The organism is Arthrospira sp. PCC 8006, from assembly GCF_046480465.1.
GTDB lineage: Bacteria > Cyanobacteriota > Cyanobacteriia > Cyanobacteriales > Microcoleaceae > Limnospira > Limnospira platensis.
Genome location: NZ_PKGG01000023.1, coordinates 12,473 through 25,522, shown reverse-complemented (window position 1 = coordinate 25,522; position 13,050 = coordinate 12,473). Strand labels below are relative to the sequence as shown.

At 47.0% G+C, this 13,050-nt stretch carries 11 protein-coding genes and 2 pseudogenes; 7 read left to right on the top strand and 6 right to left on the bottom strand.

The features are described 5' to 3' along the window. Window positions 1-149: 149 nt before the first annotated feature. A complete protein-coding gene (locus B9T16_RS06010; RefSeq protein ID WP_410244308.1) occupies window positions 150-923 on the bottom strand; it encodes a TIGR01548 family HAD-type hydrolase in 774 nt (257 codons plus the stop codon). Between the two features lie 96 nt (window positions 924-1,019). On the opposite strand from B9T16_RS06010, the gene B9T16_RS06005 reads away from it, so the two are divergent. Together B9T16_RS06005 and B9T16_RS06000 are read left to right on the top strand one after the other, a co-directional pair. After that, window positions 1,020-1,319: a 30S ribosomal protein PSRP-3 gene (locus tag B9T16_RS06005; protein WP_006619075.1), complete on the top strand. Its 300-nt coding sequence runs from the start codon at window positions 1,020-1,022 to the stop codon at window positions 1,317-1,319. A gap of 145 nt (window positions 1,320-1,464) precedes the next feature. Then, window positions 1,465-2,148: a Mo-dependent nitrogenase C-terminal domain-containing protein gene (locus tag B9T16_RS06000; protein WP_410244307.1), complete on the top strand. Its 684-nt coding sequence runs from the start codon at window positions 1,465-1,467 to the stop codon at window positions 2,146-2,148. Between the two features lie 558 nt (window positions 2,149-2,706). Here the strand turns inward: B9T16_RS06000 and pabB are convergent. Genes pabB through B9T16_RS05985 form a run of 3 tightly spaced genes read right to left on the bottom strand, consistent with a single transcriptional unit; the run spans window position 2,707 to window position 6,119 of the window. After that, window positions 2,707-4,467, bottom strand: coding sequence for an aminodeoxychorismate synthase component I (gene pabB, locus B9T16_RS05995; RefSeq protein ID WP_410244306.1), 1,761 nt, complete (start codon window positions 4,465-4,467; stop codon window positions 2,707-2,709). Window positions 4,468-4,474: 7 nt separating this feature from the next. After that, window positions 4,475-5,521 (bottom strand): bifunctional heptose 7-phosphate kinase/heptose 1-phosphate adenyltransferase, encoded by a 1,047-nt coding sequence (locus B9T16_RS05990; RefSeq protein WP_043469024.1) that lies wholly within the window; start codon window positions 5,519-5,521, stop codon window positions 4,475-4,477. A 19-nt stretch (window positions 5,522-5,540) separates the two neighbouring features. Beyond that, window positions 5,541-6,119, bottom strand: a complete 579-nt coding sequence (locus B9T16_RS05985; protein WP_410244305.1) for a response regulator — start codon at window positions 6,117-6,119, stop codon at window positions 5,541-5,543. A 491-nt stretch (window positions 6,120-6,610) separates the two neighbouring features. On the opposite strand from B9T16_RS05985, the gene lipA reads away from it, so the two are divergent. Then, a complete protein-coding gene (lipA, locus tag B9T16_RS05980) occupies window positions 6,611-7,525 on the top strand; it encodes a lipoyl synthase (RefSeq protein WP_410244304.1) in 915 nt (304 codons plus the stop codon). Between the two features lie 74 nt (window positions 7,526-7,599). On the opposite strand, the gene B9T16_RS05975 is transcribed toward lipA, so the two are convergent. Then, entirely contained in the window at window positions 7,600-9,312 is a 1,713-nt protein-coding gene (locus tag B9T16_RS05975) for a type II toxin-antitoxin system HicA family toxin (RefSeq protein ID WP_006619069.1), read from the bottom strand. Between the two features lie 356 nt (window positions 9,313-9,668). On the opposite strand from B9T16_RS05975, the pseudogene B9T16_RS05970 reads away from it, so the two are divergent. From B9T16_RS05970 to B9T16_RS05955, 4 genes and pseudogenes are all read left to right on the top strand, one after another. Then, window positions 9,669-10,197: pseudogene (locus B9T16_RS05970) on the top strand (hypothetical protein); the annotation flags it as partial. Between the two features lie 205 nt (window positions 10,198-10,402). Next, complete coding sequence (locus B9T16_RS05965) at window positions 10,403-10,582, top strand: hypothetical protein (protein ID WP_035736381.1); 180 nt, start codon at window positions 10,403-10,405, stop codon at window positions 10,580-10,582. A gap of 606 nt (window positions 10,583-11,188) precedes the next feature. Continuing rightward, a pseudogene (locus B9T16_RS05960) lies at window positions 11,189-11,898 on the top strand (IS1 family transposase). A gap of 331 nt (window positions 11,899-12,229) precedes the next feature. Further along, complete coding sequence (locus B9T16_RS05955) at window positions 12,230-12,610, top strand: hypothetical protein (protein ID WP_315643253.1); 381 nt, start codon at window positions 12,230-12,232, stop codon at window positions 12,608-12,610. Here the strand turns inward: B9T16_RS05955 and B9T16_RS05950 are convergent. Next, on the bottom strand, window positions 12,607-12,798 hold the full coding sequence (locus B9T16_RS05950) for a hypothetical protein (protein WP_200874943.1): 192 nt from the start codon (window positions 12,796-12,798) through the stop codon (window positions 12,607-12,609). The genes B9T16_RS05955 and B9T16_RS05950 overlap by 4 nt on opposite strands. Between the last annotated feature and the right edge of the window lie 252 nt (window positions 12,799-13,050).

Below are 13,050 nucleotides of genomic sequence, written 5' to 3'. Positions count from 1 at the left end.
TTAACCAACTCGGCAGGTTCAAATCAAGATGCTGAACCCATAGGGTAGATGCAGGCTTTAAGGAAGTTTGCTATTAAAACTTTGTATTATCATCTAGTGTAGCCTGATTAGCCCTAAATATGGTAAAAACTAGCTGCTGTGGGACAAAACTACTCAGAAATCAACCGGAAAATCACCTCTGGTGTTAGTTGTTGTACACCATGGACTACTTGAGTCGCTCCGGCTTTTTTCAGGGTCTGGGTGTAGGATGCTATACTCTCCGTAGTCTGTTGAATATGGGGAGGTAATACACCCACACCCACCCAAGTCCGGGTGCTGTCCTGTTGTTGAGCTTTAGCCACTGTATACATATCCGCCACCGTGTCACCCACATAAATCACGGGTTTGGGGGACTCTGGGGGTTCCAATTGACCCACCACAGCCAGCAACCCCGTGGGGTCTGGTTTTCCCGGTGCGTCTTCCATAGCAATTAGGGGAATATTGGGCAGATTTAGTTTCCCCTGCAATACATATAATGCCTCATCTCGCATGGCTCCGCTAAAAAAACCCCAGGCGATCGCATGATCGGTTAACTCCTGGAAATATTCGGGGGTACACAACAGGGGTTCAGAACAAATATAACCCGTCCAATTATCTGGGTCTGGCCCTTGATAGCAGGATTGGAAAAACGCTACAATTTGCCCATAGTCCAGGTTAATGGCATCGCGATGTTGACCCTGACTCTCAAAATAGCGATAAATCAACTCCCTGGACGCTTCCCAGTCATTATTCCAAACCCCTTCAGATTTGAGGCGATCGATATCTGAGACCGTGGGACGATAGAATTTAGTAAACAGTTCTACCGTATCTGCGATCGCCCGACGATAGGACCCTCCCACGTCTCTAATTACCCCGTCAATATCAAAAATTACAATAGCCTTCATGTCAACCCATCAAAAATGTTACAAACAACAGATACTGCGATATAATAGAGTGTTGTGTATTTTTTGCAATTAACTCAAATTAGCCCGGAGGTGTAATTGTCAAGATTCATTCTAAAAGTTCTCTGGCTCGATGATAACGTCGCGCTGGCCGTTGACCAAGTAGTGGGAAAAGGCAGTAGTCCACTGACCTCCTACTTTTTCTGGCCACGCAAAGATGCCTGGGAAGAACTCAAAAATGAACTAGAGTCCAAGCGCTGGATCAATGATGTCGAGCGCATTGAGTTACTCAATAAAGCTACCGAAGTCATCAACTACTGGCAAGAGGAAGGCAGACGGCGGCCCCTTGGCGAAGCCCAATCCAAATTCCCGGAAGTGATTTTCACCGGAAGCAGTTGATAGCGCGCGACAGTTATTAACATTATAGCGAGTTTGAGCCTACAGCATTCGGTTGTAGGCTTTTGCTCTCTTGGTAACATTGTATATACTTTTTTTTGAGCGATCGCCTAAGCTAAACTGGAAATATCGAGCGCTAGGATAACTAATGAATAGCATCGCTGAATCCACCCAATACACAAGTGAACAGACTCTCGCCTGGATGAGAGGCTTACTGGCCTTAGCTTGGGCCGACGGTCAGTTCCAAGAAGAAGAGCAGGAATTAATTGCCAGCATCACCCATGACATCCTCGCAACAGATATCGATGTTAACACCCTCGAACCCATTTCCCCCCAGGAATTAGCAGAAGTCCTAGGAAAAAACACAATTCTCGCCGAGAACTTCCTACGAACCGCCGTCATGGTCGCCCTGGCTGACGGCATTTATTCAGTCTGTGAAGATGATCTTCTCCACCAGTTTTGTCAAGCCTTGGGTTTAGAGGTTAAAGCCTTAGACTCCCTCAGACACACCTTAGAAGATTTATCAGAAGGTTACTGCAAAGAGCCCAAACAGCCATCACATCACCACCATCATATAGATGTTTTAGCTCCCGTCAAGCATTGGCTAGATGACTGGCAATTACATGATCCCAAAGTAGCCAAATTTATTTGTAAAATGGTTCCTCCTCAGTGTCCCTTTGAACGGGATATTAAGCTCTTTGGTCACAAAATTGTTCATATCCCCCCCATGTGCAAGATTAACCCCCTCTATGAGCAATTAGTCGGCTTACGCTTTCGGGCTTTATCTTATCTGGCTGATGAGTGTCACGAGGATATCTCCAAGTATTGTTAGCTAATCACCAGAGGCAATTATTTTCCGCTGTCAGTTGTTGATGATTGCCTCATCCTGACTCCCCAACCAAAACCACATTTAAACCCCACCCTTTATGTATCATTTATGTATAATGTAGGGGCGGGTTATCCTGTGAATTTATATTCCACACCGGAAGATGAATAAACCCGCCCTCTTTCTCCTGTGAATTTATAGCGTTTCTCATATCCATAAGGTACAGCCCACTCAAAGAGAAGCCGCTGCGCGTCTACACCCCAAACCCCTCTCCCAATAGGGGAGAGGGGCTTTGAAAAGTACCTCACCAATCCACCGAACCCCTATATCTCGCACACCGGAAGATGAATAAACCCGCCCTCTTTCTCCTGTGAATTTATAGCGTTTCTCATATCCATAAGGTACAGCCCACTCAAAGAGAAGCCGCTGCGCGTCTACACCCCAAACCCCTCTCCCACTAGGGGAGAGGGGCTTTGAAAAGTACCTCACTAATCCACCGAACCGCTATATCTCCCACACCGGAAGATGAATAAACCCGCCTTCTGGAGAGACGGCGAGAGGGGGTTATTTAGTGGTTTTAAGAGTGGCTTTTTGCCATTGGCGGACAGAATTAATGATATAAATATCCTCCGATTTTTGGAGGGTTTCTATATCAATAATAGCCTCTTTTATCTTACCCTGTTTGAGTAAGCTACCCCGAAAAGTTCCGGGAAGTAAACCACTGGTTACTGGGGGGGTAAGCCAATCATCATTGATTTTAATGATTAGATTAGCAATGGTAGTTTCTGTAACCTCTCCCCGTTCATTCCATAAAATCACATCATCACAGTCGGGACGGGAATTACGGGCGGTTTCATAGATGCTGCGGTTGGTGGTTTTGTGATATAAAAAAGGGTTTTGGGAATTAATGGGGGTGGGAGATAAACCTAAATAAATCTGTCGGTTAGGTGGGTATTTCTCAATGGCAGAAATTTCGCAATTTAGAACACCCTGGCGGTCTACTAATAACCTAACTCGATAGGGAATTGACCAGGATTTACTTATATCTATTAATTGTTGATTGATGTGTTCTACGGATAACGGAATCCCAAAATAAATGGCTGAATCGGATAACCTTTTTAGGTGGTCTTCCCGGAGAAAAAATCCTGCTTCTGGTGTCCAAAGCATGGTTTCTAATAGGGAAAAATCAGAGCTATTATTGAGGCTCAGAAACTTGGCTTTGGTTTGACATTCTTGGTATTCATCCTGGCTGTCAGAATCCCAAAGAATACCGCCACCCACGCCATACTCGGCTTGATGATTTTGGCGGTCAATGATAACTGTACGAATGGCTACGTTAAACTGGGTTCTATAATTATTGGGGCTATTTTCGGGTTCGATAAAGCCAATGGTGCCAGTATAAAGGTGGCGGGGAGTTGTTTCTAACTGGCGAATTAACTGCATGGTTCTGGGTTTGGGTGCGCCTGTAATTGAGGCACAGGGGAATAAAGCGGCGATAATTTCTGATGGTAAAGCCTGGGTTTTTGCGGTTACTGTGGAGGTCATTTGCCACAGGGTTGGGTATTTTTCGACTGTAAATAATTGGGGAACTTGGACGGTTTTAATATCGCCAATGCGGCTAATATCATTGCGGATCATATCCACAATCATGACGTTCTCGGCGCGGTTTTTGGGGGAATTTTGCAGCCCTTGGGCTATGGCATTATCTTCGGTTAAAGTGCAACCACGGGGGGCGGTTCCTTTCATGGGACGGGCGACCAGTTGACGGTCAGAGAGTTGGAAAAATAGTTCCGGGGAAGCAGAACAAATGGTAAAGCGATCGCCACATTCGATATATGCTGCATAGTCGGCTTGTTGCGATCGCACTAATTGCCAAAACCAAGCCAAAGCATCCCCAGAAAACTCCGTCCGTAGGCGAAAAGTATAATTGACCTGATAGGTTTCCCCCCTAGCAATATAACCTCGAATTTGCTTAATAGCCTCCTGATATTCAGTGGGGGTGACAGAAGATAACCACTCACCCACAGTATAATCTGATGGGGAACAGAGGCGGGGTGGGGTGATAATTTGTGGTTGTTCATATAGCCCAAACCAGAGCAAAGGAAACTCATCTGGGGGATAGGTAGTCAAAGCCGAATCCCAAGCGCTAGAGGCTTCATAACTGATAAAACCCGCCGCCCATAAATGCTGTTGTTGGAGGCTTTGGTTAACCTGTTCTAAGCCAGGAATCACCTGTTCGAGGCGATCGCAATTAACAATATAGCAGGGATTTTCAAATAGTAACCACTGCTGATTTTTCGCATCATGGATGATTACTCTGTTCATAGTCCACTCAACTAACTTCATCCTCCAAAAGCGATCGCAAAGCCTCCTTCATTTCCGCTATAGAAGTCGTAGCCGTCCCAAACTGACGCACCACCAAACTAGCCGCCAAATTACCCAAAACCGCCGCCTCCCAAAAACTCGCCCCCACAGATAAAGCCAAAGTTAAAGCCGCCACCACAGTATCTCCCGCCCCCGTCACATCAAAAACATCCAAAACATTAAACGGAGGAACATGGCTAACTTGTAGGGTGTGATTTTCCCCCCATTCAAAAAGACTCATCCCCTCCTCACCCCTAGTAATTAGTACCCGTTTCGCCTTAGTCAAATTCAGTAAATCACTCCCCGCACGTCTGAGACTCTCTTCATTAGCGATCGCATATCCTACCGCCTTTTCCGCTTCCGGAACATTAGGAGTAAACAACATCGCCCCCTGATAGCGTTGTAAATCAACTTGAGCATCCACCACCGAAAACCCATGACCCAAAGCCGCACCAATAACCGGGGAAGTTAACACCCCATCCCCATAGTCCGAACAAACCACCCCATCAACATTATCTCTGTGTTGTTCGATATATTCAGCCAACCGCAATTGAAGTTCTAAGCTGGGTAAATCATCCGATTTGCGATCGACCCGGACAATTTGCTGAGTCACCGACTGGCGTGCGTGTCCAGAAATCCTAGTTTTAGTCACCGTAGGGCGGTCTGGGTCTGTCAGAATACCCGTCGTATCAATTCCCGCCTCCCGAAAAATCCCTTTGAGAGTCTCCCCCTGGTCATCCTTTCCCACCAACCCAGCCACCGACACCGCAGCCCCCAACTTAGCCAAATTGTAAACCGCATTAGCTCCCCCTCCTGGGATTTGTTGAGTAACTTCATGGCGCAGAATTAGCACTGGTGCTTCCCGCGACAGCCTCTCCACCTGACCAGTCAGAAACTCATCCAGAGTCAGATCCCCCACCACCAAAACTCGCACCCTGGAAAAATTATCCAAGTGTTTCATGAGGGTATCCGCCGCCGCCTCAAGCTGATTAAAAAACGAAGATTCTAGGGTCATCATCAAAAGTTACTCACCCCTACTTGACCTTTTTGAGTACAAAAGCCTTGATTTGAGCCACCTGTTTTTTCAGGGCGATCATTTCCTTCTGCATAGCGACAATTTTCTGTTCTAAAGCCTTAATCTTAGCCGCATCCGCCCCCGTTGTCACCGCAGCCGGAGGAGGGGCTGTCTCTTTAGCCGGTGCAGGTGGGGGAACCACTTTCAGAGGTTGGCGAGGTTTCTTAGCCTTTTCAAAAGCCGACTTGATCGCATCTACCAATTGTCCTTTCTCAAAAGGCTTTTCGATAAACTCAAAATACTCGAAGGGTTCAGCAATTTTCTCCGTCACTTCCTCTTTTCGACCCGACATCAACACCAGAGGGATTTTCCTAAGTTCTTCACTACCTTGGATTTGCTGAAAAACCTCCCATCCGCTGAGTTTGGGTAACAGGAAATCCAGCATAATCAGGTTGGGGTGTTCTTGGCGCACTAGGTCTATGCCTTCCTTCCCGTCTTTGGCTTCTAGCACATCAAAGTTACCCTGGGGTAACATCTCCCGAACTTTGACCCGAATTACCTTACTATCATCAATAACTATAATTTTCCGACCTGCCACGGCTTACTCCCCCGGTGATGAATACATAATCTGAATATTGGTGCAGTATTTAACCTTCTCAAATCTGTTCATAGATTAACAAAACCGAGAATAGTATGGTATCACCAACAATGGTCAAGGATGCTGTCATAAAAGCTAATCCTTATCAAGAATTAGCGCTAATTTACCTTTCTTCTCCTTTGAAATATGAAGAATTGTTCTCAGAAGGGTAGCGCTGGGCTCCCGGCTTACTTGATCCGGGCAGCTAATCTACCTAACTGTTTCCGAAAGGAATGTAAACTTGTACATTTTACCAGATGCAGCCACATATATAGCGTTTTGCACAAGTCTAGGTTGCAGCCCTCACGCCCAACCCTTCTCCCAAGGAGGGCGAGGGGCTTCCGAATGTACTCGATGGCTTGAGAAACTGTTATAGTAAGTTCCCATATAATCAGCATCGCAGAAAACTGCTTTGTGTTCTAAAAAATAGCTATCCTAGATATCAATACATTATGTCAAGCACTTCTGATTCTATTTCATCACGTCACCGAGACGCAATTAAATCTATGCCTGAGTGGTTGCGTCGTCCTATTGGTGCCGCGAGTCAACTATCACAGGTGCAACGGATTATCAAACAGCGACAAATTCATACTATTTGTGAGGAGGGGCGCTGTCCTAACCGGGGTGAATGTTATGCTCAGGGGACCGCTACTTTTTTACTTATGGGGCCTACTTGTACCCGATCCTGTGCTTTTTGTCAAGTTGATAAGGGCCATGCTCCCATGCCACTTGATCACGATGAACCCCGCAAGGTAGCCGAAGCAGTCCAAATTTTGGGGTTGCGTTATGTGGTGTTAACTTCTGTGGCGCGGGATGATTTGGCTGATGGCGGCGCGGGGTGGTTTGTGGCTACTATCGAGCAAATTCGCTCTTGTTGTCCCCAAACTCAAATTGAGGTGCTCACTCCCGATTTTTGGGGGGGAAAGGCTGAAGATACTCAACAGCAACAATATCAGCGTATTGATTTGGTGGTGAGAGCAAAACCTGCTTGTTATAACCATAATATTGAAACCGTCCGGCGGCTTACTGGTCCGGTGCGACGGGGGGCGAAGTACGATCGCTCTGTTGACCTGTTGCGCCACGTCCGAGAAGTTGACCCGACTATTCCTACTAAGTCCGGTCTGATGTTGGGACATGGGGAAACCGAAGACGAGATTTTACAGGCTTTCGCTGATTTACGAGAGGTTAAATGCGATCGCCTCACTATCGGTCAATATATGCGCCCTTCCCTCGATCATCTCCCCGTCCATAAATATTGGACTCCCCAAGAGTTTGACCGTCTAGGGGCGATCGCCAAAGATATGGGTTTTTCTCACGTTCGCTCCGGTCCCCTGGTTCGGAGTTCCTATCATGCTGGCGAATTTTAGCCTCCTACCCTCCCACCCATCACCCCAATTTCCCTAATCATTTAATCATTAAATAGGGAACCGAGTTGCTCCAATCAGAAATTATCCCTCAACTCTTGTTCGGTTATCTTCGCCGATTGTAAAATGTTTTTGAGGATACCGTAAGGCACATCTTTGGCATGATGGGGAACCCTACAAACAAGGGTTTTTTTGAGGTGAACATGGCTCCCTGTTTGGTGGTCAGTCACAAATTCCAAGCGATGTAGACCTCTGATTACCTCAGAACTGGACAAAGAGGGTATGGTGGATCTACTGAGGTTGGCTGGGGTAAAGCAATCTTCAGGTTCGATCGAGTCACTGACATGGTGATCACCTACCTCCCTATCCTCTAGGCGACTTTTCAGGTACAAAATTCTCGATCTATGTTCCCCCAGTTCATTTTCTAACTGTCTGATTTTGGCTGCCAAACTCTCATTTTCTTCGGTGATATAGACTTCAAAATCTCGGGACTGTTCTTTGATACACTCTGATTCTTCCCTAGCCGATTCCAAGGCTCTTCTCAACTGCTCAACATCAGCTTGTTCCCTCAGTTGGCTTTGCAGGTCTGCCGATTGCTGTATCGCCTGATCATACTCGCGCGTCAGTTCCGCAATCTTTTGATTCAGGCTCACTATCTGCTCATTGGTCCTCTTTTCCCGATCTTCGGTTTCCTGCAACTGGCGCTGCCACTTTTCCAGGGTGCGCGTCATTTCCTGCTGTTCCCTGTTCTGGCTATTCAGGCAATTTTCCAGGTTGGCGATCGCCTCAGAGCGTCTGTCAATTTCCTCTTGCGCCTCTACCTGATATTCCACCGCCCAGGCTAATTGATTCCGCAGTTCTTGCAGAGAGGTCTGGCTATCATCCTGTTGATGTTGGAAATCCACGATTTTCTGTTCGTAGTCCGCGATCGCTATTTTCAGTTCCGTTGCGATCGATTGCTGTTCCCTTCGGTAGTCCTCCAACTCCTCCCGCCCCTTTTCCCTAACAGCGATCAGAGCTTCATTTTGTTTAACTTTCTGCTGCAACTCTTCCCGAATATTCCGCGCCTCTTCCAGTAACTGTTTCCTCTCTCGGCGCTTTCGGTACAACACAAATTCGATCAGCAACCAAACCACTGCACCCCCCGCCAAAAATATACCCGCAGTCAGCGAGAAAATACTAGGACTGTGCTGGAACCTCAGCAACCCCCTCGCCCATTTCGCGTAACTCTCCGCGAAGGTTGGCGGCACCCGCCGGACGTAATATACCCGCCCGATGATTTCCCCTCTGTTGACCATCCCCGTCGGGTCAGCTTCCGGTTGATAACGCCGTTTATATTTGCGTTCCGCAAACAATGGCGGCGGGTCCCGTAGGAGATCGTAAGGCTCATTAGTTAGGTTTTCTACCTTAAAACCCTCTTTCCCAAGGCGACGGGAATTGGAATAGTAGAGGATTTCCTGCTCTGGACAATCGGCGATCGCACTTTCGCAGTTCGTGACTACTAACCCGAACAACCCGTAGTTACTGTCCAGAGTCCGCTGCAACTCCTCCGTTTCTCCCTCTAGCAGCGCCAGGGAAAGTTTCGTCGGCAAAGTGTGAGATAAAATGTTAAAATCTACTGTCTGCGTCGCAAAAATTGTCCGCTCCCAGTAGTTTTTATGATTTCCATAGTTGTTAATCGTTGCCATAACCAAAGATATGACGCTGATTATGCTTAATCGACCCAACATTAGCAGCGCGATTTTGACATTCACCTTGCCCAGCAGTTCTTTCGGTCTTCTGAATCTCATAAATTAACCTACCCCTATAATTATTTATCAATTGTCCTCAAACAATTTACGCAAATTCTCAGGAAAAATATTCCCCCTACTGCGATCGCATCATCGCCATCACTAGCTAATTATGTTAACTTTTGTAACAAAAAATTAAGTTTTGTTGCGAAAAAATTTTTTTGGGGGGGGTGGGGTTGCCTTTTGGGGGGTTCTGGGCTATACTTTAGATAATGGGAATAGTTGATTTTTTTTATTTTTGCATACATTCTTATTATAAAACAATATGTCAATATTCTATCATGAGTTCCCGGCTGTTGTCAACCCTCACCCGTTGTCTATAATGAATAAAACGATATTTTTGRGGGTTCCCAATCATGGCAGATTACCATATAGAAAATAATCAGGAATGGTGGACCCAGCAATGGTTAGACATTCTGAATCGCTATCGGTTTAAGAAACGATTGGAAAGGGCGAGAAATTATGCCAGACAGGGTAATGTTCTCAATATTGAATTTACTGGTCAGCGGGTTCTGGCGCAAGTTCAGGGGACGCAAGCCGAACCTTATCAAGTGGAATTGTGGTTAGATACTTTTACCRAGGAAGAATGGGGATATGTGATTGAAACATTATCCCAGCAGGCGATTTTTTCCGCCAAGTTGTTAGCAGGGGAAATGCCTTATAATATTGAGGATGTATTTGCTAAAAATGGCTGGCGGCTGTTTCCTTTTAATTTGGATGAAGTACATTCTCGCGCTCTGTTGTCCAGATCCGGCTAACCCCTGTAAACATATTGGTGCAGTTTATTATATGTTAGGCGATCGCTTTAGTGAAGATCCATGTGTCTTATTTCAACTGCGGGGACGCTTGAAAGAAGAGATTATCGCTAAATTGCGAAATATACGGAAACCTATAGGGTTTCCGAGCATACAAGGAGGTTTGTTTGATCTAAAAAAATTGGGTAGTGCCTAATATGTAATGATAGAGGTGTAGTGCGAGACGTTCAGGCATGAAATAAGGCTGCAATGCCAGAAATAACCGCCTGGTGGGGACTTCAACCCCTTGGTTGAATATAAGGAGCGCACTCGTGGCCATCCTCATAACTGTTTATATGTCCCGACGTTGGGAGGAATCCAAACAAGGCAGGGAACTCAAGGTCAAGACTGAACGCTGGTGTTATGTACAGCAGGAAGTTGAGAGTAAAGGCGATAGCCACCCCCAGTTTCAGGACTCACAACCCGTCAGATTGAAGCGGGGAACGGAAGGCGTGAGGGAAACCTGTTCCCAATAACCCGACCACTGCCAATCATCTATGATTAGGGAAACCGAATGTCCGGCTTGAACCATCGTCAATTTATAGTAGCGAAACAGGTTGAAACGCTGCGCTCAAAAGAGCAAGGGGAAAAGTAGGAGTTTACTTACACTACCTACACAGACCTTGAAAATACCCCGGTGGATAGGACAAATCTAAAGATGGAATGCCCATATAAACGGAACGTTTAAACCCCTCTTAGGCTCTGCTAATAAACAAGTGAGCAATATTACTCGCAAGCAGAGCGTGAAAAGTGTAAGCGTATGCCTCCTAGGGGAAAGGATGTGACTGAAAGCTAATGCCTAACTGTAATGGTTAGGATATGCCCACTAGTCACGGTGTGGATATAGAGACCGCGACAACTAAGAGTGTTTATGACCAGAGCGAGTTAATGACTACGTGGTTGTATATAGCTCCGAAAGTTGAGGTCATAAAGCAGGGGGTTGTAGCCCTGTTCCCAATGACAAAAGGGGTATCCACATCAGGAGCCGTATGAGGTGAAAGTCTCAAGTACGGTTTGGAATTGGAGTTGGGGAAGGCGACTTCCCTTTCGACCATAACAAAACCGACTCGGGTTCAATTTCCATACCTGCCYGCCCAACTTGTACATCTACCCACACCGTCAAAAATGGACGGATTCACAACGGCAAACAACGGTTCAAGTGTCGTGATTATGGACGACAGTTTGTTGAACACCCCCACCAAAAAGGTGATTGACCAAGAAACACGGTCTCTGATTGACCGTTTGCCGATGGAGAGAATTCCCCTTGCCGGAATAGCACGGGCCGTCCAAGTGTCTGAGCCCTGGCTGCCAAACTACGTCAATCAGAAATATGCCTCTGTGCCCCGCCAAGTCCAGGTGAGGCGCAAAAAACGGGAGGTTAACGATTCCATGTGATGAATTGTGGTCATTTGTCAACCATAAAGGAAACAAACAGTGGATTTGGTTAGCTCTCGACGTAAAAACCCGTGAGATTGTCGGTGTTGACATTGGTGCACGGGATGAAGCCGCAGCCCGCCAATTGTGGGAGTCATTGCCCCCAGTGTATCGCCAATGTGCGGTGGCTTATACAGATTTCTGGGGAGCCTATGAGGCTGTTCTACCGAGTAAACGTCATCAAGGGGTTGGGAAGGATACAGGTTTGACCAGCTACATCGAAACGTTTAACAATACCTTGAGACAACCAGTGTCTCGCTTAGTACCCAAGACCTTGTCCTTTTCCAAGTGTTTGCAGAATCACATTGGTGGCATTTGGTATTTTATCCATCACTACAACGCATCATTACCTCTTTAGCACTACCCACCCCGGAGCGGCTCCCCCACCAGTTGCTTTCACTGAACACTAGTAAGCCACTGCCGACTAGGACCGAGCGGTATTTGGAGCCCGCGCCCGCGATCACCTTTCCTGAACACTAGTAACTTTCGTTTTGGCGCGCGGCGATTACGAGAGGAGCGCCACCACTAAACTTCACTGAACACTAGTAAGCCACTGCGCCCAATAACCTGGCATCCCCATAAGTCAACCCCTCTTGTGCAAAGCACCCAGTAACTAGGCATCCCAACCAAGGCACGCCAAGGACTATCCGCGCCGGCGATCGCCCGAGAATCTAAAAAAACAGAAAACCTTGCCTCCCCACAAATCAACCGCCTCTAAAAACCAGCCAACCGCACCTCCCCACAAGTTAGCCCAAACCAGCCAACTGTCCGCGCCGGCGATCGCCCTACCTCTCAACTCACCCCGACTAAGGAGCATTCCAAAACCCGCCACCCGAAAAGCGATCGCCTCAAGCTCCCCCCATTGGCGGCGGCGGAACCCACCCACCCACGGTATTAAGGGCTTGGTCTACCGCTGCGCCCTTAATCCCTCCCCCGGCGCCGCCAAACCCCCGCCACCCGAAAAGCGATCGCCCTACCTCCCTACCAGATTAGAAAAACAGTCAACCGTCCGGAAAAGCGATCGCCTAACCTCCCCGGTAATCTCTAAACTGCAAATACTTTCACTTTAGGAAAATCTCCCCGGTGTCTCTAAACTGGTTATGGTCGAAAGAGAAGTCACCTTCCCCAACTCCAATTCCAAACCGTGCTTGCGAGTTTCCCAGCACACGGCTCCTGATGTAGATACCCCTTTTGACATCGGGAACAGGGTAACAACTTCCTGCTTTGTGACTTCAACTTTTAGAGCTAAATACAACATCGTAGTCTTTAAACTCGCTTTCGTCGTAAACACTCCTAATTGTCGCAGTCTCTATATCCACACCGTGACTAGTGGGCATATCCTAACCATTACAGTTAGGCATTGGCTTTCAGTCACATCCTTTCCCCTTAAAGGTATACGCTTACACTTTCACTACTGTGCAGGTACATCCTGCCACTTGAGAGCCTAAAAGGGGTTTAAACGTTCCGTTTATACGGGCATTCCATCTTTAGATTTGTCCTCAGAACCGGG

Coding starts and splice junctions, on each gene's coding strand:
- B9T16_RS05965 (WP_035736381.1), top strand. CDS start 10,403: ATGTCCCGACGTTGGGAGGAATCCAAACAAGGCAGGGAACTCAAGGTC.
- B9T16_RS05950 (WP_200874943.1), bottom strand. CDS start 12,798: ATGTTGTATTTAGCTCTAAAAGTTGAAGTCACAAAGCAGGAAGTTGTT.
- B9T16_RS05990 (WP_043469024.1), bottom strand. CDS start 5,521: ATGACCCTAGAATCTTCGTTTTTTAATCAGCTTGAGGCGGCGGCGGAT.
- B9T16_RS05975 (WP_006619069.1), bottom strand. CDS start 9,312: ATGAGATTCAGAAGACCGAAAGAACTGCTGGGCAAGGTGAATGTCAAA.
- lipA (WP_410244304.1), top strand. CDS start 6,611: ATGTCAAGCACTTCTGATTCTATTTCATCACGTCACCGAGACGCAATT.
- B9T16_RS06000 (WP_410244307.1), top strand. CDS start 1,465: ATGAATAGCATCGCTGAATCCACCCAATACACAAGTGAACAGACTCTC.
- pabB (WP_410244306.1), bottom strand. CDS start 4,467: ATGAACAGAGTAATCATCCATGATGCGAAAAATCAGCAGTGGTTACTA.
- B9T16_RS06010 (WP_410244308.1), bottom strand. CDS start 923: ATGAAGGCTATTGTAATTTTTGATATTGACGGGGTAATTAGAGACGTG.